Origin of the sequence: Enterobacter cloacae complex sp. 402C9 (genome assembly GCF_050030745.1) — a bacterium.
In the GTDB taxonomy this organism is placed as follows: domain Bacteria; phylum Pseudomonadota; class Gammaproteobacteria; order Enterobacterales; family Enterobacteriaceae; genus Enterobacter; species Enterobacter intestinihominis.
Genome location: NZ_JBLGUW010000001.1, coordinates 475,032 through 500,741, shown reverse-complemented (window position 1 = coordinate 500,741; position 25,710 = coordinate 475,032). Strand labels below are relative to the sequence as shown.

General features: G+C 58.3%; 23 protein-coding genes. 6 read left to right on the top strand and 17 right to left on the bottom strand.

What is annotated here, in order from left to right:
* Positions 1 to 112 precede the first annotated feature (112 nt).
* From treB to nrdG, 4 genes are all read left to right on the top strand, one after another.
* The gene (gene treB / locus ACQG1K_RS02415) at positions 113 to 1,531 is read left to right on the top strand and encodes a PTS trehalose transporter subunit IIBC (RefSeq protein ID WP_022646875.1); all 1,419 of its coding nucleotides are present in this window, start codon (positions 113 to 115) and stop codon (positions 1,529 to 1,531) included.
* 51 nt (positions 1,532 to 1,582) lie between these two features.
* Positions 1,583 to 3,226: an alpha,alpha-phosphotrehalase gene (gene treC / locus ACQG1K_RS02410; protein WP_063853060.1), complete on the top strand. Its 1,644-nt coding sequence runs from the start codon at positions 1,583 to 1,585 to the stop codon at positions 3,224 to 3,226.
* A gap of 373 nt (positions 3,227 to 3,599) precedes the next feature.
* The gene (nrdD, locus tag ACQG1K_RS02405; protein ID WP_022646868.1) at positions 3,600 to 5,738 is read left to right on the top strand and encodes an anaerobic ribonucleoside-triphosphate reductase; all 2,139 of its coding nucleotides are present in this window, start codon (positions 3,600 to 3,602) and stop codon (positions 5,736 to 5,738) included.
* A gap of 105 nt (positions 5,739 to 5,843) precedes the next feature.
* Positions 5,844 to 6,308, top strand: coding sequence for an anaerobic ribonucleoside-triphosphate reductase-activating protein (gene nrdG / locus ACQG1K_RS02400; protein WP_022646867.1), 465 nt, complete (start codon positions 5,844 to 5,846; stop codon positions 6,306 to 6,308).
* 32 nt (positions 6,309 to 6,340) lie between these two features.
* On the opposite strand, the gene ACQG1K_RS02395 is transcribed toward nrdG, so the two are convergent.
* From ACQG1K_RS02395 to pmbA, 12 genes are all read right to left on the bottom strand, one after another.
* Entirely contained in the window at positions 6,341 to 8,251 is a 1,911-nt protein-coding gene (locus tag ACQG1K_RS02395; RefSeq protein WP_023299187.1) for a BglG family transcription antiterminator, read from the bottom strand.
* 19 nt (positions 8,252 to 8,270) lie between these two features.
* Positions 8,271 to 9,407 carry a lactonase family protein gene (locus tag ACQG1K_RS02390; RefSeq protein WP_163347066.1) on the bottom strand — a complete coding sequence of 379 codons (1,137 nt, stop codon included), beginning with the start codon at positions 9,405 to 9,407 and terminating at the stop codon, positions 8,271 to 8,273.
* A gap of 119 nt (positions 9,408 to 9,526) precedes the next feature.
* Positions 9,527 to 10,267, bottom strand: coding sequence for a 2-dehydro-3-deoxy-phosphogluconate aldolase (dagF, locus tag ACQG1K_RS02385; RefSeq protein WP_155025635.1), 741 nt, complete (start codon positions 10,265 to 10,267; stop codon positions 9,527 to 9,529).
* On the bottom strand, positions 10,264 to 11,382 hold the full coding sequence (locus tag ACQG1K_RS02380) for a DgaE family pyridoxal phosphate-dependent ammonia lyase (RefSeq protein ID WP_155024552.1): 1,119 nt from the start codon (positions 11,380 to 11,382) through the stop codon (positions 10,264 to 10,266). The genes dagF and ACQG1K_RS02380 overlap by 4 nt, the downstream gene beginning before the upstream one ends.
* On the bottom strand, positions 11,366 to 12,499 hold the full coding sequence (locus ACQG1K_RS02375; RefSeq protein ID WP_022646862.1) for an amidohydrolase/deacetylase family metallohydrolase: 1,134 nt from the start codon (positions 12,497 to 12,499) through the stop codon (positions 11,366 to 11,368). Before ACQG1K_RS02375 ends, ACQG1K_RS02380 begins: the two co-directional genes overlap by 17 nt.
* Positions 12,500 to 12,541: 42 nt before the next feature.
* Entirely contained in the window at positions 12,542 to 13,183 is a 642-nt protein-coding gene (locus ACQG1K_RS02370) for a DUF4310 family protein (RefSeq protein ID WP_003856081.1), read from the bottom strand.
* Positions 13,184 to 13,196: 13 nt separating this feature from the next.
* The gene (locus ACQG1K_RS02365; RefSeq protein WP_006810337.1) at positions 13,197 to 13,973 is read right to left on the bottom strand and encodes a DUF4311 domain-containing protein; all 777 of its coding nucleotides are present in this window, start codon (positions 13,971 to 13,973) and stop codon (positions 13,197 to 13,199) included.
* A gap of 22 nt (positions 13,974 to 13,995) precedes the next feature.
* The gene (locus ACQG1K_RS02360; protein ID WP_006810338.1) at positions 13,996 to 14,295 is read right to left on the bottom strand and encodes a DUF4312 family protein; all 300 of its coding nucleotides are present in this window, start codon (positions 14,293 to 14,295) and stop codon (positions 13,996 to 13,998) included.
* Between the two features lie 2 nt (positions 14,296 to 14,297).
* The gene (locus tag ACQG1K_RS02355) at positions 14,298 to 14,660 is read right to left on the bottom strand and encodes an SFCGS family glycine-rich protein (RefSeq protein ID WP_006810339.1); all 363 of its coding nucleotides are present in this window, start codon (positions 14,658 to 14,660) and stop codon (positions 14,298 to 14,300) included.
* 10 nt (positions 14,661 to 14,670) lie between these two features.
* Positions 14,671 to 15,009 carry a PRD domain-containing protein gene (locus ACQG1K_RS02350; protein WP_026080657.1) on the bottom strand — a complete coding sequence of 113 codons (339 nt, stop codon included), beginning with the start codon at positions 15,007 to 15,009 and terminating at the stop codon, positions 14,671 to 14,673.
* 310 nt (positions 15,010 to 15,319) lie between these two features.
* Entirely contained in the window at positions 15,320 to 15,706 is a 387-nt protein-coding gene (gene cybC / locus ACQG1K_RS02345) for a cytochrome b562 (protein ID WP_022646861.1), read from the bottom strand.
* A gap of 42 nt (positions 15,707 to 15,748) precedes the next feature.
* Entirely contained in the window at positions 15,749 to 17,101 is a 1,353-nt protein-coding gene (gene pmbA / locus ACQG1K_RS02340) for a metalloprotease PmbA (RefSeq protein WP_023299182.1), read from the bottom strand.
* A 95-nt stretch (positions 17,102 to 17,196) separates the two neighbouring features.
* Between pmbA and yjgA the strand changes: the two genes are divergently transcribed.
* Positions 17,197 to 17,748 (top strand): ribosome biogenesis factor YjgA, encoded by a 552-nt coding sequence (yjgA, locus tag ACQG1K_RS02335; protein WP_003856072.1) that lies wholly within the window; start codon positions 17,197 to 17,199, stop codon positions 17,746 to 17,748.
* Between the two features lie 86 nt (positions 17,749 to 17,834).
* Here the strand turns inward: yjgA and mpl are convergent, their stop codons facing one another.
* The gene (gene mpl, locus ACQG1K_RS02330) at positions 17,835 to 19,208 is read right to left on the bottom strand and encodes a UDP-N-acetylmuramate:L-alanyl-gamma-D-glutamyl-meso-diaminopimelate ligase (protein ID WP_022646859.1); all 1,374 of its coding nucleotides are present in this window, start codon (positions 19,206 to 19,208) and stop codon (positions 17,835 to 17,837) included.
* Between the two features lie 179 nt (positions 19,209 to 19,387).
* Here mpl and fbp point away from each other — a divergent pair, with 179 nt between their 5' ends.
* A complete protein-coding gene (fbp, locus tag ACQG1K_RS02325) occupies positions 19,388 to 20,386 on the top strand; it encodes a class 1 fructose-bisphosphatase (RefSeq protein ID WP_022646858.1) in 999 nt (332 codons plus the stop codon).
* Positions 20,387 to 20,425: 39 nt separating this feature from the next.
* Here the strand turns inward: fbp and ACQG1K_RS02320 are convergent, their stop codons facing one another.
* The 4 genes from ACQG1K_RS02320 to ytfR all read right to left on the bottom strand — a co-directional run bounded on the left by ACQG1K_RS02320 (position 20,426) and on the right by ytfR (position 25,614).
* Positions 20,426 to 21,994, bottom strand: coding sequence for a methyl-accepting chemotaxis protein (locus ACQG1K_RS02320; RefSeq protein WP_367075424.1), 1,569 nt, complete (start codon positions 21,992 to 21,994; stop codon positions 20,426 to 20,428).
* 93 nt (positions 21,995 to 22,087) lie between these two features.
* Entirely contained in the window at positions 22,088 to 23,089 is a 1,002-nt protein-coding gene (gene yjfF / locus ACQG1K_RS02315) for a galactofuranose ABC transporter, permease protein YjfF (RefSeq protein WP_022646856.1), read from the bottom strand.
* On the bottom strand, positions 23,076 to 24,101 hold the full coding sequence (ytfT, locus tag ACQG1K_RS02310) for a galactofuranose ABC transporter, ATP-binding protein YtfT (protein ID WP_161496795.1): 1,026 nt from the start codon (positions 24,099 to 24,101) through the stop codon (positions 23,076 to 23,078). Before ytfT ends, yjfF begins: the two co-directional genes overlap by 14 nt.
* A 10-nt stretch (positions 24,102 to 24,111) precedes the next feature.
* Entirely contained in the window at positions 24,112 to 25,614 is a 1,503-nt protein-coding gene (gene ytfR / locus ACQG1K_RS02305; protein ID WP_022646854.1) for a galactofuranose ABC transporter, ATP-binding protein YtfR, read from the bottom strand.
* Positions 25,615 to 25,710: the final 96 nt, after the last annotated feature.

The following is a 25,710-nucleotide window of genomic DNA, read 5'->3' as shown; positions in this document are numbered from 1 at the left end:
TATTGTGATCTTCGCCCGATTTCGGGAACGTTCCCATTTTCGCCGTCACGTTGAAGGAGTAGGCTTGCGCACAGGTCATAACCCCTTTCACCATCTGTCATGAGGTTTCATGATGAGTAAAGTCAAACAAGCCGATATCGATCAGCTGATCGTCCTGGTCGGCGGACGCGAGAACATCGCCACCGTCAGCCATTGCATTACCCGCCTGCGCTTCGTGCTGAACGATCCGGCCAAAGCCAATCCGAAAGCCATTGAAGAGTTGAAAATGGTTAAAGGCTGCTTCACCAACGCCGGGCAGTTCCAGGTGGTGATTGGTACCGAAGTGGGCGATTACTATCAGGCTCTGCTGGCGACTACCGGGCACTCTTCCGCCGATAAAGAGCAGGCGAAGAAGGCAGCGCGCCAGAATATGAAATGGCATGAGCAGCTGATTTCCCATTTTGCGGAGATCTTCTTCCCGCTGCTGCCAGCGCTGATCAGCGGGGGCTTAATTCTGGGCTTCCGTAACGTCATCGGCGATGTGCCAATGAGCGACGGCAAAACCCTGGCGCAGATGTACCCGGCGCTGCAAAGCATCTATGACTTCCTGTGGCTGATTGGCGAAGCCATCTTCTTCTATCTGCCGGTCGGGATCTGCTGGTCAGCGGTGCGCAAGATGGGCGGAACGCCCATTCTCGGAATCGTACTCGGCGTGACGCTGGTCTCTCCGCAGTTAATGAACGCTTACTTACTTGGTCAGCAAACGCCAGAGGTGTGGAACTTCGGCCTGTTTACCATCGCCAAAGTGGGCTACCAGGCGCAGGTTATCCCGGCATTGCTGGCGGGTCTGGCGCTGGGCTTTATTGAGACGCGTCTGAAGCGCATCGTGCCGGACTATCTCTATCTGGTGGTGGTCCCGGTCTGCTCGCTGATCCTGGCGGTGTTCCTGGCGCATGCCTTTATCGGTCCGTTTGGCCGCATGATTGGCGACGGCGTGGCCTTCGCGGTCCGTCACCTGATGACCGGCAGCTTCGCACCGATTGGCGCCGCACTGTTCGGCTTCCTGTACGCTCCGCTGGTGATCACCGGCGTGCACCAGACCACGCTGGCGATCGATATGCAGATGATCCAGAGCCTCGGCGGCACGCCGGTCTGGCCGATTATCGCCCTGTCTAACATTGCGCAGGCCTCAGCGGTAACCGGCATTATCATCGTCAGCCGTAAGCACAACGAGCGTGAGATCTCCGTTCCGGCGGCCATCTCCGCTTACCTCGGCGTCACGGAACCGGCGATGTACGGTATCAACCTGAAATATCGCTTCCCGATGCTCTGCGCGATGATCGGCTCCGGTCTGGCGGGCTTGCTGTGCGGCCTGAACGGCGTAATGGCAAACGGGATTGGCGTCGGCGGCCTGCCGGGTATCCTCTCCATTCAGCCTTCATTCTGGCAGGTATTTGCGCTGGCGATGGCGGTGGCGATTATCATCCCAATGGCGCTGACTACCGTGGTTTACCAGCGTAAGTTCCGTCAGGGCACGTTGCAGATTGTTTAATCCCCTTTTTCGGGGCGCAGTTGCGCCCCTTCGCATTTGCAGGAACGTACTATGAATACCCTTCCTCACTGGTGGCAGAACGGCGTTATCTATCAGATTTACCCAAAGAGTTTTCAGGATACCACCGGCAGCGGCACCGGCGATCTGCGCGGCGTAACGCAGCGCCTTGACTACCTGAAAACCCTTGGCATTGACGCCATCTGGCTGACGCCGTTTTATATCTCGCCGCAGGTGGATAACGGTTACGACGTGGCGAACTACACTGCCATCGACCCGACCTACGGCACGCTGGACGACTTTGACGAGCTGGTTGCCCGGGCGCATGAACGTGGCATCCGCATTGTGCTGGATATGGTCTTTAACCACACGTCCACGCAGCACGCCTGGTTCCGCGAGTCGCTGGATAAAGCGAGTCCGTACCGTGAGTTCTATATCTGGCGCGACGGTACGCCGGACGCGCTTCCCAACAACTGGCGCTCCAAGTTTGGCGGCAACGCCTGGCGCTGGCATGCCGAAAGCGAGCAGTATTATCTGCATCTGTTCGCGCCGGAGCAGGCGGATCTCAACTGGGAAAACCCGGCGGTGCGCGCCGAGCTGAAAAAAGTGTGCGAGTTCTGGGCCGATCGCGGCGTGGACGGCTTGCGTCTGGACGTCATTAACCTGATTTCAAAAGATCAGGATTTCCCGGACGACACCATCGGGGATGGCCGACGTTTCTACACTGACGGGCCGCGCATCCACGAATATCTTCAGGAGATGAGCCGGGATGTCTTTACGCCGCGCAACCTGATGACGGTGGGCGAGATGTCCTCCACCTCGCTGGAGAACTGTCAGCAGTATGCGTCGCTCGACGGGCGCGAGCTGTCGATGACCTTTAACTTCCATCATCTGAAGGTGGACTACCCCGGCGGCGAAAAGTGGACGCTTGCGAAGCCGGATTTTGTGGCGCTGAAAACCCTTTTCCGCCACTGGCAGCAGGGGATGCACAACAAAGCCTGGAACGCGCTGTTCTGGTGTAACCATGACCAGCCGCGCATCGTGTCACGCTTTGGTGACGAAGGGGAACACCGCGTGGCGGCGGCGAAAATGCTCGGCATGGTGCTGCACGGGATGCAGGGCACGCCGTATATCTATCAGGGTGAAGAGCTGGGCATGACCAACCCGCATTTCAGCCGTATCACCGACTACCGCGACGTAGAAAGCCTGAATATGTTCGCCGAACAGCGGGCTAACGGCCGCGATACGGATGAACTGCTGGCGATTCTGGCGAGTAAGTCACGTGATAATGGGCGCACGCCGATGCAGTGGGACGCCTCGCACAATGCGGGCTTTACCGGGGGCGAACCGTGGATTGGTGTCTGCGACAACTACGAAATCGTGAACGCCCGCGCGGCGCTGGACGACCCCGACTCGGTGTTCTACACCTATCAGTCGCTGATTCGCCTGCGCAAAACCCTGCCGGTGCTGACGTGGGGGGATTATGAGGATCTCCTGCCTGACCACCCTTCCCTGTGGTGCTATCGCCGCCAGTGGCAGGGGCAAACGCTGATGGTGGTGGCGAACCTGAGCCATTTGCCTCAGGAATGGCAAGCGGACGCTCTCAGCGGCGAGTCGCAGGTGGTGATAAGCAACTACCCCGGCCCTCAAACCTCAATGCTTCGTCCGTTTGAAGCCGTGTGGTGGTTAAAGCAGTAATTCCTCCGCCGGGCACGATGCCGTGTCCGGCTTACTTTACTGTTTTTGTTGAATAATTAATCAGATTTTTCCTTCGAGTCTTTACAATTGCCTCAGCGCCCGCCGTTTGTACTCTCGTCTTTTTACTTTGTCCTGCATCAAAAAAATCGCAAACATGTTTGATGCAAATCACTATATGTAGCACTTAAAATGCACGCCGACCCAACATCTTGTATTTATCGTCTACTATTCCAACAACAAGACGGCGCGAACGCTGGCCGGAATTGTGGATAACACGAGCTGGGCACGCGGGAAGTCTTTGCCTCGGCGAGGAATACGCCCGGTGAATACTTCTCCACCTCTGTGGATAACCTGTTTTTAAAATGGAGTGATCATGACACCGCATGTGATGAAACGTGATGGCTGTAAAGTGCCGTTTAAATCAGAGCGCATCAAAGAAGCCATTCTGCGTGCAGCTAAAGCAGCGGGAGTCGATGACGCAGATTACTGCGCCACCGTCGCAGAAGTCGTTAGCAGCCAGATGCACGAACGCAGCCAGGTGGATATCAACGAGATCCAGACCGCGGTTGAAAACCAGCTGATGTCTGGTCCGTACAAGCAGCTGGCGCGCGCCTACATTGAGTATCGTCACGACCGTGACGTCCAGCGTGAGAAACGCGGTCGCCTGAACCAGGAGATCCGCGGCCTGGTAGAGCAAACCAACTCGTCGCTGCTCAATGAAAATGCCAATAAAGACAGCAAAGTGATCCCGACCCAGCGCGACCTGCTGGCTGGTATCGTCGCCAAGCACTATGCCCGCCAGCACCTGCTGCCGCGCGATGTAGTCTCGGCGCACGAGCGCGGTGAGATCCACTACCACGATCTCGACTACTCGCCGTTCTTCCCGATGTTTAACTGCATGCTGATCGACCTGAAAGGCATGCTGACCCAGGGTTTTAAAATGGGTAACGCCGAGATTGAGCCGCCGAAATCCATCTCCACCGCGACGGCGGTTACGGCGCAGATCATCGCCCAGGTGGCGAGCCACATCTATGGCGGCACCACCATTAACCGCATCGATGAAGTGCTGGCCCCGTTCGTGACCGAGAGCTTCAACAAACACCGTAAAACGGCGGAAGAGTGGCAGATCCCGGACGCCGACGGTTATGCCCGTTCCCGCACCGAGAAAGAGTGCTACGACGCGTTCCAGTCGCTGGAATATGAAGTAAACACGCTGCACACCGCCAACGGCCAGACGCCGTTTGTGACCTTCGGGTTTGGCCTCGGAACCAGTTGGGAATCACGCCTGATCCAGCAGTCTATTCTGCGTAACCGTATCTCCGGCCTCGGTAAAAACCGTAAAACGGCGGTGTTCCCGAAACTGGTGTTCGCCATTCGCGACGGCCTGAACCACAAGTTTGGCGATCCGAACTACGACATCAAACAGCTGGCGCTGGAGTGCGCGAGCAAGCGTATGTACCCGGACATTCTGAACTACGACCAGGTGGTAAAAGTCACCGGTTCGTTTAAAACGCCAATGGGCTGTCGCAGCTTCCTCGGCGTGTACGAGGATGAGAACGGCGAGCAGATCCACGACGGGCGCAACAACCTGGGCGTCATCAGCCTGAACCTGCCGCGCATCGCGCTGGAAGCCAAAGGTAATGAAGCGGCCTTCTGGGCGCTGCTGGATGAACGTTTACAGCTGGCACGTAAGGCGCTGATGACCCGCATCGCCCGCCTTGAAGGGGTGAAAGCCCGCGTCGCGCCAATTCTCTATATGGAAGGGGCCTGCGGCGTGCGCCTGAAGGCGGATGATGATGTGTCGGAGATCTTCAAAAACGGTCGCGCGTCGATCTCTCTCGGCTATATCGGCATTCACGAAACCATTAACGCGCTGTTTGGCGACAAGCACATCTATGACAACGACGCCCTGCGTGAGAAAGGTATCGCGATTGTGCAGCGCCTGCGCGATGCGGTAGACCAGTGGAAAGAGGAAACCGGCTACGGTTTCAGCCTGTACAGCACGCCGAGCGAAAACCTCTGCGATCGCTTCTGCCGTCTGGATACCGCCGAGTTCGGCATCGTGGAAGGGGTGACCGACAAAGGTTACTACACCAACAGCTTCCACCTCGATGTGGAGAAGAAGGTGAACCCGTACGACAAGATCGACTTCGAAGCGGCTTATCCGCCCATCGCGAACGGCGGTTTTATCTGCTACGGCGAGTACCCGAACATTCAGCACAACCTGAAGGCGCTGGAAGACGTGTGGGATTACAGCTATCAGCACGTGCCGTACTACGGAACCAACACGCCAATCGACGAGTGCTACGAGTGCGGCTTTACCGGTGAGTTCGAGTGCACCAGCAAAGGCTTCACCTGCCCGAAATGCGGTAACCACGATGCAGCCCGCGTCTCCGTGACCCGTCGCGTGTGCGGCTACCTCGGCAGCCCGGACGCCCGTCCGTTTAACGCCGGTAAGCAGGAAGAGGTGAAGCGCAGGGTGAAACATCTGGGGAATGGGCAGATCGGGTAATCCGCTGCCACGTTAATGCCCGGTGGCGCTGCGCTTACCGGGTCTACGGACCGCTCTCTTTTGTAGGCCGGGTAAGCGCAGCGCCACCCGGCGTGGTTATTCGCGATGAACTATCACCAGTACTACCCCGTCGACATCGTCAACGGCCCCGGCACCCGCTGCACCCTCTTTGTATCAGGCTGCGTTCACGAGTGCCCCGGCTGCTATAACAAAAGCACCTGGCGCCTGAACTCGGGTATGCCGTTTACCGCTGAGATGGAAGACCGCATCATCAACGACCTGAACGACACGCGCATTAAACGTCAGGGGATCTCGCTCTCCGGCGGCGACCCGCTCCATCCGCAAAACGTGCCGGCGATCCTGAAGCTGGTAAAACGCATCCGCCGCGAGTGCGCGGGAAAAGACATCTGGGTCTGGACGGGTTATAAGCTGGATGAACTGAATGCGCAGCAGAAGGAAGTGGTGGATCTGATTAACGTCCTGGTCGACGGCAAGTTCGTGCAGGATCTAAAAGATCCTATGCTTATCTGGCGCGGCAGCAGCAACCAGGTTGTGCATCATCTGCGTTGAATGAAGGCGGATATCCTCTGTCCGCCTGAACGTCAAAACCGACTCACACTCTCCATTGCCTCAGCCTTAAACGCCGCAAAATCCTCGCACTGGCACAGGCGCGCCATCGCGCGTTCACGCAGGAAAGTGACAAAAATATCGTAAATCGCCATTGCCTCTTCGTACTCGCTTTTGCTGATGGCGAGCAGAAAAATGACATGGGCAGTTTCATCTCCCCACTGAATGCCCTGCGGCGCCAGCACGGTGTAGACCACCGTTTTTTGCGCCAGCAGGCCGAGGGAGTGCGGCAGCGCGATGCCGTCGCCGAGCATAGTGCTGACGATAGCTTCACGCTCGATAACCGATTCCAGAAATTCCGCGCCGACAAAGCCTTCGCTTTCAAGCTGCCCACACAGTTCGCGGAACAGCGTTTGCTGGTCGACAGGCTTGTCGAGAATGCGGAAATGGGCCGCGTCGAAGTATTTCTCCAGCATCCACGGGCGGGTACGGTCCACCAGCACCAGCTTGCCGATCTGCTCTAACTGATAATCGGTCGGGAACGGGGCGATTATCACCACCGGTTTGGATTTTTCGCTCACGCGAGCGGTGGAGATCACGAAGTCTTCGCCGATGGCATCGGCAAGTTCGTACTCGCGCAGGGTGAGCGTGCGCGTCACCTCAATCTGCGGGTATTTGCGCTGAAGCACCGCCTCGATCATGCGCACCATCGCGTTACCGGCGTCACATACCAGCAGCACGCGCGGCTGACGCTGGTAGCCGATGTTGTAGTGGCGCTCCAGACCGACACCGATATGCAGCACCAGAAAACCGATTTCGTTTTCGCTGATCACATACGGCGTGTATTTGCCCCAGCTCGACACCGCCGCGAGGGTCATATCCCACGCCATCGGGTAGTGCTGCTTGATGTTATCCAGCAGCGGATTGGGGATCATGATTTGATACCGCACGCGGGTAATCATGGTTTTGATGTGCGTGAGCAGATCTGCATGCAGTTGCTCGTCGCTCAACAGGTTGTAGTTATAGTGGGTGTTGATGTAGCGCAGGATATAGTTGACCAGGGCTTCGTCGTCGTCAGCATTAATGGCGCTGGGGGCGATCTCCTGGATCTGCCGCGCCGCAATGTGCACGCACAGCCAGCTCTCTTCCGATGGCGAAAGCGCCTTGCCCGCCAGCTCCTGGATAGCCACAGCGATATCTTTAGCCGCCTCGCGTACGTTCTCTTCCACGTCTTCAGCGTGGAATTCCGGCAGCGGATACCCCTCGCTGATGCGCCGCACCGACACCGCGCAGTACAAGCGCAGGAACAGCTCGCCTTCATCGGTCAGGCGAATGTGATGGCGCGTCAGCGCGTCGTGCAGGACAGGGACCATCTTTTCCGCCACGCCCGCGTTGAGCGCCACGTCGGTCACCAGCGGGTTAAGGCTATCCTGCTGCGCCAGCTCCCACAGGAGGTCGGTCAGGCAGGCGCGGATCGCCATCTCGCTGCCAAACAGCTTCATGCCGTGGCGCGGGCGGGTTTCCAGCGTCAGGTTGTAACGGTGGAACCACTCGCGCACTTCCACCATGTCGCTCTGCAATGTGGCCCGGCTGACGAACCACTCATCGGCCAGATCCTCCAGCTTGAGGGAAAAGGCTGACGTCAGAAAACGCACCACCAGATAGTGCACACGCTCCGGTCCGGTTCGCGGAATACGCAGCGCGCGCGGGTGGGACGACTGCAATTGTTGATAGCGCACCACATCACTAATTTTGAGCTGATAGCCGTTGCCCCGGCTCAAAATGAACTGCGCGCCGTGGCTGGCCAGCAGCGCGTTCAGGGCGGTGATATCCGCCCGGACGGTTCGCGTGGAGACCGACAGCCGCTGCGCCAGCTCGTCCTGCGGCAGCGTCTCGTTTTGCAACAGATCGAAAAGTTGCGCTAAACGTTGGTTCGGAAATCGCACGTCGTTGTCCTCTTACTGCTCAGGGTGAAATGACCATCTGGGATGGGCTGCCGACCGGGGTATAGTCTGACTCGGCGCTCAGCTTGCCGTCCGGCGCCACGCGGAAACGGGTAATGTTGTCGCTGCGCTGGTTCATGACGTACAGCCAGCGCCCCTGCTTATCAAGCGTCAGGGTGCGCGGATAGTCACCCCGCGTCCAGACATCGTCCTGATGCGTCAGCGTGCCCTCCGCCGTTACGGTAAAGTGCCCGATGCTGTTATGCAAACGGTTAGCGACATACAGCTGTTTCCCGTCGGCGCTTAGCGCCAGCCCGGCAGCAAAACTGGTGCCTTTATAACCGTCCGGCAAGGCTGAAACCGTTTTACCCTCTTGCAGCCTGCCGTTGCTGTCCAGCGCATAATGGGTGAGCGTAGAGGCTTCTTCGTTAATCAGCCACAGGGCATCCCCCTTCGGCGTAAAGACGAAGTGGCGCGGCCCGGCCCCTTTTGAGGATGCGCTTATAAACGGCGGATCGTTCGGGGTCAGCTTTCCGGTTCGATCGTCAAAACGGTACTGATAGATGCGATCCAGCCCCAAATCGGTGGAAAAAACGTATTTCCCGCTCGGATCGGCGGCGATCATGTGCGCGTGAGGGCCGTTATGATCGCTGATGGCGAAACTGCCCTCGACGGCAGCTTCCGGCTTTGCCGCGCCCGGTTCGCCTTTGTCCTGATGGGTGTCCGTAGCATCGCCCAGGCTGCCGTCTGCGTTAACGGGCAGCACCGCGATCGATCCGCTGACGTAGTTCGCCACCAGCAAATGTTTGCCGTTCGGCGTCAGGGAAAGATACACCGGCCCCGCGCCGCCGGAGGCCACCTGACTCAGCTCGCTCAGCGCGCCGTTATCGCCTATTCGCAACGCCTGCACCACGCCCTGCTCCACCTCGCTTGCCAGGTAGAGCGTTTTGCCGTCGTGCGAGACGGTAAGCTGCGCAGCGTTCGGGAGTTGGCTCACCAGCGTTTTGTTATCGAGCGCGCCGGTTTGCGGGTCGACGGTAAAACGGTACAGCCCTTCGCCGTTGGGATTATAGGTGCCCACCCAGGCGTATTGCGTCTGGGCGACAGCGGCGGTGGCGAGCATTGAGAGTGAAGCGACAAGCAGGGTACGGGTGTGCATGGTGGCTCCTTCGGGTGTGTGCGGTGTGTTTCCCCTCACCCTAACCCTCTCCCCAAAGGGGAGAGGGGACGATTACACCCTCTCTCCTTTGGGGAGAGGGCTGGGGTGAGGGGCAGGTTCTACTTCACCAGCTTCTTCGTCATCGCCAGCAGCGTACGCACATCTTCCGGACGCGTGTCGCCGCTGGCTTTGTCGATAATCGAGCTGTAGATATGCGGGATGATTTTGCTCACGCCCGCGTCCAGGGCGATCTGCAGGATCTCCTCAAAGTTCTCCAGATCGATTCCCCCGGTCGGCTCCAGCCAGAAGTCGTGACGGGCGCAGGCTTCCGCCACCGCTTTATACTCGTCACGGCACTTGAGGCCGCCCATCGGGAAGTACTTGATTGAGCTTCCGCCAAAATCTTTCAGCAGGGCGATAGCGGTTTCAACCGGCACAATGCCGTCCGGCGCGTTGCTGCTCAGCGGGCCGGTGGAAATTTTAACCATGCCGACGGTGCCGGTCGGGGAGACCAGGCCGTTGACCACGGACTCATTCTGCCCCAGCAGCGCGCGGCTGGTGGCCACGCCGGTGAAGACCTGATTGACGTGCTGCGGCTGTACCTGGCGGGAGATTTCACTCACCATCGCCGACTGGTTCGGATCGCCTGCGCCCAGCCCCACGGAGAGCGCGTTATCAATCAGGGCCGCATACTCACGCATATCCGCGACGGCGCTCGCCACGTCGGGGTAATTTTTGGAGAGCACGCCCACCAGCACATGACCTTCCGCCGCCTCGTAAATGGCGCTGGCGTTGGCTTTCGATCCTGCCAGCACGTTAAGGCAGACGCGGTCACGGTAAAAGTTGGGGGTCAGTTTCATGCGTTTTTCTCCTGTCCTAATACTTCGCTAATACGGCGGTACACGATGTTCAGCTGATCAGCATTCACGCTGCGCACATCCGCTTCGATAATCCCTTCGTTAGCTTTATAGCCACGGAAGTAAATGGCGTATTCGCCCTGCTTGAGCGCGTTCACCAGGTCACCGGTGCCGACGCCGGTGGTCGCTTCGTCAAACTTAATCTCGGTGCGCGCGATATCGCGACCCGCGCTGTCCCAGACCACGCGGGCGGTGACGCCGTTCAGGGTGTTGAGCGCGTCAATAAACGGCGTCATCTTCGCCACCATCTCGGCCCCGCTCTCCCTGGTGGCCGTCAGGTAGTGTTCGATGGCGCAGGTCAGGCCAAGAATGCCCTCTTTGCCCACCTTCATCGCGCGGCCAATGCCCGCCGTCTGGCGCTTCACCCACTCAACGTACTGGGTTTTGCCGATCACCAGGCCGCTGGTTGGCCCTTCAATCGCCTTCGCGCCGCTGTAGATCACCAGATCGGCGCCGGATCGGTAATAGGTATGCAGATCTTCTTCCGCCGCGGCGTCAACGATCAGCGGCAGATCGTGTTTACGCGCCACGACCGCCGCCTGCTCAACGCTAAGCATGCTTTTCTGTACGCAGTGGTGCGATTTAATGTAGAGGATAGCCGCTGTACGCGGGGTGATCGCCGCCGCCAGCTGATCGGCAGAGCATTCGTTGGCGTAGCCCGCTTCCACCAGCCTGCCGCCACCCAGCGCTACCATGGTGCCTACCGGCGCGCCAAAGTTAACGTTGTGGCCTTTCGGCAGGACGATCTCGTTGTTCTCAATCGGTGTGACGTGCAGGTTTTCCAGCAGCCAGTCGCTGTCTTTCACCAGTACCGCCGCCACGGACTGGGCAATGCCCGCTGACGCGCAGGAGACCACCGTTGCGCCTTCCACCTCCAGCAACTTCGCGATGTATTCGCCGGTTTTATTGACCAGATCCTTTATCTCGAAATAGTGATTCATGCCGTCCATCGCCGCCTGCACCACTTCCGGGCGCGGCGTGGAGACACCCAGCGCCGTCATGCGGCCAGAGGTGTTGATAACCTGCTTTAAGTTGTACTTCTCATAAATCGAAGGCATGTTCCGTGCTCCCTTGTTCGGTCATGTAGCCCTTGCCCGCGCGGATCGCGGCAAGCGGCACCAGAATGTGTTCAGCCTGCAGGCTGTCGTTTTCAGCATCCGTCAGCACCGTCGGCTGGCGTTTGAGGGTGAACAGCGTCAGATCAGCGTCGAGACCAGGCTGAATGCGGCCTTTGCGCGTCAGGCGCAGGCCGTCTGCGGCGTTGGCGGTGACGCAGTCAATCACCTGCGGCAATGACATGCCGATGGCGAGGAATTTCGACATCACGCTGGCCAGCGAGCCGACCGGGCCGTTGATGCGGTTGCGGCAGTAGATATCCGAGCTGATGGTGTGCGGCAGAATGCCCATCGCGATGGCGCGCTTCGCCACTTCAAAGCTGAAGCTCGCCGTGCCGTGACCGACGTCCAGGCGCACGCCGCGCTTCAGGGCGGAGGTGATGGAGGCGCGCAGCTCGCCGGAGGGCGTCAGAATGCGGTTAGGCTTGCCGTTGTAGCAGTGGGTGATGATGTCGCCGGAGCTCAGCAGTTCGGCAATCTCATCGAGGTTCGGCGGGTTGTTGCCGATGTGCACCATCAGCGGCAGGTCGCCATTCTCTTTTTGAATCGCTTTCGCGCGCTCCAGCGGGGTAATGCCGTTTTCACCGACCACGCTGCTGCTCATGCGCGCCTTCAGGCCGACGATAAAATCCGGGTAGCGCGTCACCGCCTGCTTCACCGCATCAGCATCAATATTGGCCATATTGGCCAGCTCGTTCTGGGCAATCAGCCCCACGCGGGAGATGTTCAGCAGGGCAAACACCTCGGTGGATGCTTTGCGGGTGATGGCGTAAAAATCATCCACGTCGTCGGCCCCGGTACTGCCCGCGTCCACCACGGTGGTGACGCCGGTGGCAATGCCCACGCTGTCCGGCTCGTCGTGGTAAATTGGGGAGTTCGGGTAGCAGTGGACGTGGGAGTCAATCCAGCCCGCGCTGACGAACACGACACCGTTAAGCTCAACCGTTTTACGAGCGGGAGCGTCAATTTGGCCTGTCGCGGCGATCTTCCCGTCCTGAATGGCGATATCGGTCAGGGTATCGTCGGCGAGGCGCGCACGGCGCAGGAGTAGATCAAACATGGGGTTCTCCTGATAAGGCGGGCACCGAAGCGCCCGCAGGTATTAAAGGGCGACCGGGAACAGCCAGCCCAAAATCATTGCGCCGAGGATGGCGCCACCGGTAATCGGCTTCTGCCAGATGTAGAACAGCAGCGCGCCCACCAGGGAACCGACGCCGATTGGAATGGAGGCGGTCATGGCGCTGAGGATAATCAACGGCCCGAGGAAGCGGCCGGAGGCGTTACCCGCGCCCATCATCACGTCTGCACCGTAGGTGGAGTTACTCTGGTTGATGGTGAACTTACGCGCCAGGATGATGACGTAGCCAATCGCCAGACCAATCACCAGGCCGGTAATCAGCGAGGCAATAAAGTTGGTCACCGGGAACATGATCCCCGCGCCCAGCAGCAGCGCCGGTACGCCGAGGCCCACGCCGGTCTGGATCGCCCCGCCGATGTCGAGAATCCCGACCAGCGACCCTTCGATGATACGGGCGAACAGGAAGCTCGCGCCGAACGCCGCCACCGCGCCGTAAACGCCGGTATCGATTCCCGCTTTCAGCATCGCCACGAAGGCCACTTCGTTAAACGCGCCGATACCGTAGAGGTAGTACATGTGCGTCCCGGCGAAGACGCCGGAGGAGAGCAGGCCAACGAAGATCGGGAACGACCAGTCGGCATACCAAAAACCTTTATTCTGTTCCATGTCGAGGCTCCTGTTATTTACCGCTGAGCGAGTTGTGGATCATATCGAGCCAGTTCGGCACGGTCAGATGGAAGGATTCGATCATCTTCATGTCGAAGCCGCGGAAGAAGCCGCTCAGCACAAACAGCAGGACGATCGCCGCCATCATCACTTTGGTGACGTGGTTCCAGCCGCTCTCTTCCACGCCTTTACCGATCAGGATCCCCAGCACCAGGCCCGGCACGGCGTTACCCATGATCAGCTGCGCTGCGCCGCCAAAGATGGTGGCCCAGAAGCCCGATTTTTTACCCGCGTCGATGGCTGCCAGCCAGAAGATCACCGGCATCACGGTGTTGACCAGCAGGTTCGCGGCAGGCACCAGCACCTTCACGGCAGTGACCTGAAGTGCAGCCGGAACGGAGGAGGCAGTCAGGTTAAGGAAGGTCACGACAATCATGCCGATAATGCCGCAGGCAATCGCCATTTTGCGCGGGTCATGCAGCGTTTCACCGACGTTACGGTTTTTGATCATCAGTGCAGCAGCACCCCAGTTCGGGATGATGCGGTGGTCAACGTCCTGTGTGAAGGCACCTGCGGCCACGGAAGAGGCCCAGGCGTTAAAGAAGAAACCTAACCCAAAGGAGAAGTGGGACGCCGGATCCCCTTCACAGGAGTTCAGTTCCCCCAATGTACGAAACGCGCCCATACCCTGAGTGGTAGGCGCATGAAACATGCGTGCAGCCCCGGCTCCAACACCGACGCCAACCAGGCCGCCAATGATGAGCGATTTTATTAATATAATTAAGAACATCAGTCTGCCCTTTTATGAATAATCAGCGTTGCGTGACGAAATCCACCTGGTCGAGATTGATGGCGGTCACGTTGACGGTCACATCCAGCTCCACGCTGTAGGTGCGTCTTTCCCGACGCAGAAAGAAGAACAAAAACGCTTCTTTTCGCACCGCTTCTTGCGCCTGAACAACCTGCACATCCTGTGGCTCAATACGCAGTAAGATATGCGGTGAGGCTTTCATCACCGCGGCCTGTACGTGGTTGAGGGCGTCGGCAAAGGCGCGCGCTTTGGCGTCGCCCTTCCCCTTCACTCTCACCGTGGTCGTGAACTGTTCTTTCATGCTTACGCGCCGTATTTCTTCTGCCACGCCTGTACCAGACGCTCGCCCAGCTCTTCTTTATCCATAAAGCCAAAGCCCAGCACGTTGCAGCCTTCGTTGATAGCGGTCACCCCCTCATCCACGGAGCGCATGCCGTATTTGGCCTTGTAGCCGTATTTGGTCTGGGCGGTGATGGCACCCGCGCCGCCGCTGCCGCAGAACGAGATCCCGAAGGTGGCGTTTTCTGCTTTCATCACGTCACCGAGCTTCATATCCGCTGCCATGCCCGGTACGACAACCGCGCGTCCGCCGGCTTTTTCCACACCCGCAGCCACTTTCTGACCTTTACCCAGGCGATCGCCAATCACGACTGTAATCTGTTCCATGTGTTGCTCCTTAAAGGTTGTCTTTCGCGACTTCGAAGTGAACGGAGAGCAGCCAGGCTTCTTCATCAGGAAGATTGCCAAACTGCGCTACCACTTCACGGGCAAGTTGCATTGAATCTGGTGAAATTTCGTCGAACAGCTCTGCTTCAACCTCCGGCAGCGGCTCGCCGGTCACAGACCGGTGCGCCATTGCGCGAACGTGGGAGGTCAGCATCTGCTCCTGTACCGCGTTGGGGATGATGTTGTGCCGGGCCAGCAGGGCGTAGACCTGCTGAAGCATGGTGTTCGCGAGCTGTTCTGTTTGCACCGCCTGTTCCCCAACGTCGTTCATTACCGCTCCGTTAATCACTCGTCTTACCCCGTTAATGGCTCTGGAATAAAACTAACGTCGAGGGGGCGTTGTTTGTAGCGAGTTGTTTTCCACTTCGAAGTGGAAAGGCGAGCCGCGGCAGTGATCTGTGCCACATAAAGGCGGTGAATCTGGATTAATCGCTGGATTTACGTGATGAATATCACGCTATTACGCGGCACTAAACAGGTAAGCGGAGTGGAAAAGATTACGAGCAAGCTCGTAGAAATGTGACGTGGATAAGGTTTTCTTATGGGGAGGGAGAAGAGTGTGAGCGGGGATGCTTAACGCGCCCCGCTCATCCAGACTATCAACGATACTTTTTGTGATACGCGTTGCGGGTCGCCGCAAACTGGTCGGCTGCCGCCTGGGCTTCCTTCACTTTGCCTTCGTTAGCCAGCTTCAGCGCGCCGTCGATCTGGCCGACCAGCACGTCAAAACCGTGGCGGTAGTCTTTCATCTCGGCGCTGTCCGCCGCTTTGCTTTCCAGCTTCGGCGGCGTCGCTTTTTGCGCATCCAGCGCCGCTTCACGCATTTTGGTCAGTGCGTCTTTCATCTCCGCCGCATCGTCGGTTTTCTGCACCACCTTCAGGTTTTGACTGAGGATGTCCATGTTGTCTTCAAGATCGGCAGCAAACGCAGATGAACCAAGAACCAGCGTTGAAGCCGCGACGATCGCTAACAGGTGTTTACGCATTGCTCACTTCCTTTTTTATTATAAATCACGCTTTTACGGGGATTATTGCCCGGCGATTTTCATCTCCGGCAGTAATACAGAACCACACTGAATATTGCTGCGTGTTTCAATATCGTTACCGACCGTAACAATATTGCGCCACATGTCCTTGAGGTTGCCGGCGATGGTGATTTCGCTCACCGGATACTGAATTTCACCGTTTTCGACCCAGAAGCCCGCTGCGCCGCGAGAGTAGTCGCCGGTGATACCGCTCACGCCCTGCCCCATCAGCTCGGTGACCACCAGACCGGTGCCCATCTCTTTCAGCATCTGTTCAAAATTCAGGCCCTGCCCGGCAATGCGCCAGTTATGAATGCCGCCCGCGTGCCCGGTGCTTTTCAGCCCCAGCTTACGCGCGGAGTAGTTGGTCAGCAGCCACTGGGTCAGAATGCCGTCTTTAACGATATCCCGGCGCTCCGTGCGCACGCCTTCGCTGTCGAACGGCGTGGAGGCCAGCCCTTTCAGCAGGTGCGGGTGCTCTTCGATGGTCAGCCATTCCGGCAGGATCTGCTTGCCCAGCGAGTCGAGCAGGAAGGTCGATTTACGGTACACCGAACCACCCGCAATCGCCCCCACCAGATGACCAAACAGACCGGTTGCCACTTCGTTGGCAAAAATGACCGGGGCTTTCATGGTGGAGAGTTTACGCGGCGAGAGGCGTGACAGCGTACGTTCGGCGCACTCTTTTCCCACCCACTCCGGAGACTGCAAATCCCCCAGCGCGCGGCCAATGGTATACGCGTAATCACGCTCCATATCGCCGTTCTCTTCGGCGATCACGCAGCTGGAAAGCGAGTGGCGGGTTGAGCAGTACCCCTGCAACATGCCATGGGAGTTACCAAACACTTTGATGCCGTAGTGGCTGTTAAAGCTGCCGCCTTCGGTATTGGTGATGCGTTTGTCAGCCTGCAAAGACGCCTGCTCGGCGCGCGAGGCCAGCTCAATGGCTTCATCCGGGGTCACTTCCGCCGGATGGAACAGATCGAGATCCGGCGCGTCAAACGCCAGCAGCTCTTTATCAGCCACGCCAGCGTAAGGATCCGGGGAGGTGTACCGCGCGATATCCAGCGCCGCCTGTACTGTACGGGCGATGGCATCCGGGCTGAGATCGGTAGACGACGCGCTGCCTTTGCGATTCTGGTGATACACCGTGATCCCCAGCGCGCCATCGCTGTTAAATTCTACATTCTCCACTTCGCCATAGCGGGTGCTCACGCTAATACCGGTGGTTTTGCTGACCGCCACTTCGGCGCCATCTGATTTACCTGAAGCGAGCATCAGCGCGGTGGAGACGGCTTCTTCCAGGATCTTACGCTGCGCTTCAACTTGTGAGGTTACTTTCATCGCAAATGCCATACTGTAAGAGAGAGTTAAGTGAAGTCTAACAGAGAACCGTTTTTCAGTGCGCGTCTTAACTGGTAACATTAGCCTCTTTTTTTAAGGAGCCTGACATGACTAAGCAGCCCGAAGACTGGCTCGACGACGTTCCCGGTGATGACATCGAAGACGAAGATGATGAGATCATCTGGGTCAGTAAAAGTGAAATTAAACGTGACGCCGAAGAGTTAAAACAGCTTGGCGCAGAAATGGTAGAACTGGGTAAGAACGCGCTGGATAAGATCCCGCTCGACCAGGATCTGCGTGATGCCATTGAACTGGCACAGAAAATCAAGAAAGAAGGGCGTCGCCGCCAGCTTCAGCTTATCGGGAAACTGCTGCGTCAGCGCGATGTTGAGCCGATCCGTCAGGCGCTGGATAAACTTAAGAACCGCCACAACCAGCAGGTTGCGCTGTTCCATAAGCTGGAGCAGATCCGCGACCGTCTGATCGAGCAAGGTGATGACGCGGTACCTGAAGTGCTGAACCTGTGGCCGAATGCCGACCGCCAGCAGCTGCGTTCTTTGATCCGTAACGCGAAGAAAGAGAAAGAAGGGAATAAGCCGCCGAAGTCTGCGCGTCTGATTTTCCAGTATCTGCGCGAGCTGTCTGAGAACGAAGAGTAAACCCCTCACCCCAGTCCCCTCTCCAAAGGGGAGAGGGAGAAGAGATAATGTAGGCCCGGTAAGCGCTAACGCCACCAGGCCTTTTTTTACTCTGCGGCCGCGGCTTTCTTCGCCAGACCGTCCAGCAGCTTCTGATGGATCCCACCAAACCCGCCGTTGCTCATCACCAGAATGTGATCGCCAGGCTGTGCGGCTTTCACCACCATATCCGCTAAGACATCCACGTCCGCACTCCAGTGCGCTGGCTGAATGCAGGCGTCGGCCACTTCGGCCACCTGCCACGGAATATGCTGCGGTTGCAGGAGGAAGACCTCGTCGGCACGCCCTAAGGACGGCGCGAGATCGTCTTTGCATATCCCCATCTTCATGGTGTTCGAACGCGGTTCCAGCACGGCCAGAATACGCGCGGTGCCGCCAACTTTGCCACGCAATGCGGCAAGCGTCGCCAGAATGGCGGTTGGGTGGTGCGCGAAATCGTCGTACACCGTCACGCCATTCGCTTCACCACGCAGCTCCAGACGGCGACGGGCGTTAATGAACGAACCCAGCGCATTGGCGGCATCCGCAGGCAGTACGCCCACGTGACGCGCCGCGGCGATCGCCATCAGGCCGTTGTGCATATTGTGCTCACCCACCAGGCCCCACTTCACTTCGCCCACTTTTTCGCCGTCGAGCAGCACTTCCCATTCGGAAGCATCCGCGTTGAGCTTTTTCGCCTGCCAGTGCCCCTGCTCGCCAACCAGCTCCTGCTCGCTCCAGCACCCCATCGCCATAGTCTGCTTCAGGTTGATGTCGTTCTCCGGCAGGATAATGCGGCCCTGACCCGGAACAATGCGCACCAGATGGTGGAACTGTTTCTGAATCGCTTTCAGGTCGTCAAAGATATCCGCGTGATCGAACTCAAGGTTGTTGAGGATCAGCGTGCGTGGGCAGTAATGCACGAACTTGGAGCGCTTGTCGAAGAACGCGCAGTCGTATTCATCCGCTTCAATCACAAAGAACGGGCTGTCGCCCAGACGCGCGGAGACGTCGAAATTCCCCGGCACGCCGCCGATCACGAACCCCGGCTTGTAGCCGCAGGCTTCGAGGATCCAGGTCGCCATACCGGCGGTGGTGGTTTTGCCGTGCGTCCCGGCAACGGCGACAACCCAGCGGTCGCGCAGGACAAAGTCATGCAGCCACTGCGGGCCAGACATGTACGGGATATTACGTTCCAGCACCGCTTCAACGCATGGATTCCCACGGGTCATGGCGTTACCAACGATCACCAGATCCGGCTGCGGCTCGAGCTGGCTGGCGTCATATCCCTGAATCAGAGAAATCCCCTGCTTCTCCAGCAGCGTGCTCATCGGCGGATACACATTGGCGTCCGAACCTGTCACTTCATGGCCCAGCGAGCGCGCCAGCATTGCCAGTCCGCCCATGAAAGTGCCACAAATCCCCAATATATGAATGCGCATACGTCACTATCCTTCTTCAATGTGGCGCACATTTTACTCACATGTCAGCGGCTGTGAAACGCATTTCAGGTAAATCCGTATTTTGCTGGCGCGATTCACCTCTGCGCTAATATTTGAATGTTTGTTAAGATTGTTGGACATCAACCGCTTTACTCAACATAAGATGCAGGGAAAGTGTTATGAAAACGTTAGGTGAATTTATTGTCGAAAAGCAGCACGAGTTCTCTCATGCTACGGGTGAGCTCACTGCTTTGCTGTCGGCAATAAAGCTGGGCGCTAAGATCATCCACCGCGATATCAACAAGGCCGGTCTGGTCGATATCCTGGGTGCCAGCGGTGCCGAGAACGTTCAGGGTGAGGTTCAGCAGAAACTCGACCTGTTCGCCAATGAAAAACTGAAAGCAGCACTGCGCGCGCGCGACATCGTTGCGGGTATCGCCTCTGAAGAAGAAGATGAGATCGTCGTATTCGAAGGGTGTGAACACGCAAAATACGTTGTTCTGATGGATCCGCTGGACGGCTCCTCCAACATCGACGTTAACGTTTCTGTCGGTACCATTTTCTCCATCTACCGTCGCGTCACCCCGGTTGGCACACCGGTGACGGAAGAAGACTTCCTGCAGCCGGGCAGCAAGCAGGTTGCTGCCGGTTACGTGGTGTATGGCTCATCCACCATGCTGGTGTACACCACCGGCTGCGGCGTGCACGCCTTTACCTACGATCCGTCGCTGGGCGTTTTCTGTCTGAGCCAGGAGCGCATGCGCTTCCCGGAGAAGGGCAATACCTACTCCATCAACGAAGGCAACTACATCCGATTCCCGAATGGCGTGAAGAAGTACATCAAATTCTGCCAGGAAGAGGATAAAGCCACCCAGCGCCCGTACACCTCGCGCTATATCGGCTCGCTGGTGGCGGATTTCCACCGTAACCTGCTGAAGGGTGGTATTTACCTCTACCCAAGCACCGCCAGCCACCCGGACGGAAAACTGCGTCTGCTGTACGAGTGCAACCCGATGGCATTCCTGGCCGAACAGGCAGGCGGCAAAGCGAGTGACGGTAAAGAGCGTATTCTGGATATCGTGCCGGAAAGCCTGCACCAGCGCCGTTCGTTCTTTGTCGGCAACGACCACATGGTGGAAGACGTTGAACGCATGATCCGCGAATTCCCGGACGCGTAACGCGTAAATAGGGGAGCCCGACAGGCTCCCCTATTTTTATCATGCCGTTTGCGCCGTCAGTTTGAAGGATGCCATCGCCTCCATCAGCTCGCGCGATTGTTCCTCCAGGGAACGCGTTGCCGCAGAGGACTGCTGAACCAGCGCCGCATTTTGTTGCGCCGTTTCATCCATCTGATTGACGGCAATGTTAACCTGCTCAATACCGCGGCTCTGCTCCTGAGACGCCGTCGCAATTTCTCGCATCAGTTTGGTCATACGCAGCACTTCGGTAGCGATCTCGTCCATCGTCTCACCGGCCTGTTGCGCCAGCTCGCTGCCCTCGTTCACGTGGGTTTGCGAATCGCTGATAAGCGAGCGGATCTCTTTCGCCGCATCGGCACTGCGGCTGGCGAGATTGCGCACCTCACCCGCCACGACCGCAAAACCCCGTCCCTGCTCGCCCGCGCGCGCCGCTTCCACGGAGGCGTTCAGCGCCAGAATATTGGTCTGGAAGGCAATGCCGTCGATGACGCTCAGGATATCGGCGATGCGCGCCGAGCTGCCGGCGATGTCGCGCATCTTCTCAATGACGTAGCAGACCATTTCGCTGCCATGATCGGCGGTATCGGAGACCGACTGCGCCAGCTGGTGCGCCTGCCCGGCGTTATCGGCGTTAAGTTTCACCGTGGCGGTGATCTCTTCCATGCTGGCGGCCGTCTGTTCCAGCGAGGTGGCGGTGGATTCCGTGCGCTGGGCCATGTTCAGGTTCCCTGCCGTCAGCTCGCGGCTGCCGGTATCAATCTGCGAGCTGGCGTCACGCACCCGCAGAACGGAGTTCATCAGCGACTGGCGCATCTCTTCGATGACCGCGTTGAGGCGATTAAATTCCTGGCTCGCCGGCGCGTTCAGGGTGTGGGTTAAATCCCCGGCCGCTACGTGCTCCAGCTGGGCAATTGAGGCTGAAAGCGGCTTGAGCAGCATATGGCGCAGCACCAGCCAGGCCAGCACGATAATGCCTGCCGTCAGCAGCGCCGCGACGATAATCAGGATCAGCACACGGGTTTTACTCGCCTGCACGGCGCTCACCTCCGCTTTGCCGCGCGCCTCGCTCCACGTCTGGAACGCCTGCATATCGTTATCAAACTGCTTCGCCACCGGGACCAGCTTACTTTCCAGCAGATCGTAATAGCCGTCCGCACTTTGCTCGTTCAGGGCTTTCAGCATCGGGCTGATACCCTGCTGGTTGTACACCGCCAGGCTCGAGGCGACGTTATCCAGCAGCTTTTGCCCCTGCTCATCCGCCACGCCGCCGCCGATCACGCCCTTCAGCGTTTTCTGTGCCAGCGCCACTTCCTGGTTAATGGTTTTGACCGCCCTGGCCGCATCGTCCAGCAGGCCGACCTCCATCATGCGGACGGCCTGACCCGCTTCGTTACGCGCGCGCAGGATCAGCGTATAGCCGGCATTCAGCTGCACCATCTGTTCACCCTGAAGATGATTGATGCGCTGGAGAGAAGTGGAACTTTGTGTAAGGGCATAAATGCCAATGCCGCTGACAATCAGCAGCAGAAGGGTCATAACGGCCAGTAAAGAGAGCAAGCCGGTACGAATCGATAGCGTTTTAAGCATGATGTTATTTCCGGTAGCGAGATATTTCTGGGCATAAAAAAAGAGTATCGACCGCTACCGGAAAATGTTTAGAGTTTAAGCAATTTCAGCATGTTATCGCCCTGTTAAAGATGTATTCACACGGGTAACAGGCGAGCTCTGGCGGTTCTCCCACAGCACCGTCAGGCCGCGCTGGAGCGCGATAAAAATAAACAGCAGAATACCGATGGCGATTTTGGTCCACCAGGAGCTGAGCGTGCCGTCGAAGTTGATATAGGTCTGAATCAGCCCCTGGATCGCCACGCCAAACAGCGTACCGAGCACCGTCCCTACCCCGCCGCTGAGCAGCGTACCGCCAATCACCACCGAGGCAATGGCGTCAAGCTCAACGCCCACCCCCGCCAGGGCATAGCCTGCCTGGGTGTATACCGAAAACACAATCCCCGCGAGCGTGGCAAGGCCGGTCGAAAGCATATAGATGCGGATGGTGGTGCTGCGCGTGGAAATCCCCATCAGGTTCGCGGACGTGGCGCTGCCGCCAATGGCATAAACCTGGTTACCAAACCGGGTACGGTGGGCGAGGAAGATCCCGATAACCACCACGCCCAGCATCAGCAGCCCCATTGCGCTCAGGCGCCCCCCGCCGGGGATTTTCCACGCCAGGCTGGAGAGCGTGTCGTAGATCGGGTGGTTAATCGGAATTGACTCCTCCGACACCAGATAGCTCACGCCGCGCAGGAAGAACATCCCGGCGAGGGTGATGATAAACGCCGGTATTTTCAGCGCGTCGATCAAAAGCCCCATAAAGGCGCCGAACGCGCAGCCCATGACCAGCACCAGCGGAAACGCCAGCAGCGGCGAAATACCCCAAAAGCCAATCGCCTTGGCAAGGAACACGCCGGTAAAGGCGATCACCGACCCAACGGAGAGATCGATCCCGCCGGAGAGGATCACAAACGTCATGCCGACGGCGATAATGCCTAAAAAGGCGTTGTCGGTCAGGATGTTGCAAATCACCCGCGTGGAGGCGAAGCCCGGGAACTGGGTCAGGCAGTAAAGGTATCCCAGCACGAACACACCCAGCGTGATCATTAACGGCAAATTACGTTTTATCATGACCGCGGAACCCCTTAATGAGAGTGATAAAGCGCGGCGACTGCACGATAAGTACGATAAGCACCACGACCGCTTTGACGACCTGATTAAGCTCCGGCTGGAACCCGGAGAGCAAAATACCGGTATTCATACCCTGAATAATTAACGCCCCCACCACCGAGAGCAGCAGATTAAAACGTCCGCCCATCAGCGACCCACCGCCGATAACCACCGCGAGGATCGCATCAAGCTCCAGCCAGAGTCCGGCGTTGTTGGCATCCGCCCCGCGAATGTCGGCCGCCACAATCACCCCGGCAATCGCAGCACAGACGCCGCTCAGCACATAGGTCAGCATCACCATCAGCCGTGTATTTACCCCGGCGTTTTTCGCGGCCCGAATGTTAATCCCCACCGCTTCGATGAACATCCCGAGCGCCGTTTTGCGGGTGAAAAGCCAGAACACCACCAGCGTCACCAGCGCGACGATAACCGGCGTCGGGAAGAACAGAAAATTACCGCTGCCGATCCACGCAAGATTCGGGGAGGTAAAGGTGACGATTTGACCGGAGGTGATAAGCTGCGCCACACCGCGCCCGGCCACCATCAAAATCAACGTCGCGACAAACGGCTGGATCTTGAGCACCGCGACCAGAATGCCGTTCCACAGCCCGGCTAATACACCGGAGCCCAGCGCGGCCAGCAGAACCACCGGCAGGCTGTGCCCGGCAACGGTCATCGAGGCGGCGGTGGCGCCCGCAATTGCCATTACCGCACCGACGGAGAGGTCAATCCCGCCGGTGGCAATCACCAGCGTCATGCCAATCGCCAGCAGCGCCACGGGCGCGGCACGGTTTAAGATGTCGATCGGGCTACCAAACAGGCGGCCATCCTGCACGACGATCTGGAAGAAATGCGGAGCCACCAGGCTATCCACCAGCAGCACCAGCAGCAGCGCCACGATTTGCGGCGTGCCGGTCGGCCAGCTGAAGCGGCGCTTCGCTTCGCCAGTTTGCGAAAGAGAACGGGACATCACATATGACTCCTTACGCCGCGATGGCATTCATGATCGCCGGAACCGACAGTTTATCCAGCGGGATCTCTGCCACCTGCCTGCGATCGCGCATGATGATGACGCGATCGGCATAGCCAACCAGCTCCTCTAGTTCAGACGAGATCACCAGCAGCGCCAGACCGTCGGCGCACAGCGTTTCGATAAGCCGGATGATTTCGGCATGCGCGCCCACGTCGATACCGCGCGTGGGCTCGTCGAGGATCAGGAACTGCGGTTTGGTCAGCAGCCAGCGCGAGAGCAACACCTTCTGCTGATTACCGCCCGAAAGGAACTCGATGGGCTGTTCCGCGCTCGGGGTACGGATACCGAGCTGGCGGATGAAGCGCTCGGCAATGGCGTTCTGCTCGCGCTTAGGGATCGGACGCAGCCAGCCGCGCTGGGCCTGTAGCGCCAGAATGATGTTTTCCCGCACCGAGGCGGCGGCAATAATCCCGTCCGTTTTTCTGTCCTCCGGGCAGAAGCCCACGCCGAGGCACGACGCCTGATGCGGTGAACGTAGCGTTTGCGGTTTACCTTTGATCAGCGCCGTTCCGCTGTCGGCAGGTTTGATCCCGAAGATCACTTCGGCGGTTTCGGTGCGCCCGGAGCCTAACAGCCCTGCCAGACCCACAATTTCACCGGGGCGTACCTCGAGGTTAAACGGCGCGATGGTCCCTTTTTTGCCGTAATCGTGAAACGCGGCGATCGGTTTTTCGCTCAGCAGCGTGCGGCCCGCGCGCTGGAGTGCGTTGGTCTCCAGCTCGCGGCCCAGCATCATTTTAACCAGCTCAATCTGCGGCAGCTCGCGGGTTTCCCGGCAGCCGACAAAGCCGCCGTTGCGCAGCACCGTAATACGGTCGCTTACCTCGTAAACCTGATCGAGGAAGTGCGTAACAAAGATCAGGCTCACGCCCTGATCGCGCAGCTGGCGCATCAGGGTAAAAAGCATCTCCACTTCCTGGGTATCGAGGCTGGCGGTGGGTTCATCGAGGATCAGCACTTTCGCCGAGAGATCGATAGCGCGACAGATCGCCACGATCTGCTGCATCGCCACGGAAAAACGGTTCAGCGGTTCGCGCACGTCGAGAGAGAAGCCATACGATTCCATCAGCTTCGCGGCGCGCGCTTCCATCTCTTTACGGCGCAGCAGGCCAAAACGTCTGGGCTCGCGGCCAATAAACAGGTTATCCGCTACCGACATGTTTGGCAGCAGGTTCACTTCCTGGTAGACCGTGCCGATCCCCAGTTGCTGCGCATGCGCGGTGTTTTTGGGCGAAATAGCATTACCTTCCAGCCAGATAGCGCCGCGATCGGCGTGATAGACCCCGGTCAGGGTTTTAATCAGCGTCGACTTCCCCGCCCCGTTTTCGCCGAGCAACGCCATGATCTCCCCACGCCGCAGGCTGAAATCAACGTTATCCAGCGCCTTAACGCCAGGGAAAAATTTACTCAAGCCCTCTGTGCGGAGGATTTCCTGGTGTTGTTCGGTGGTCATGGTTTCCCCTCACACTGACCCTCTCCCCGGAGGGGAGAGGGGATTATTCGTGCCAGTCTTTAATTTTCTGCCCAAACTGCCCTTTTCCCTCTCCCC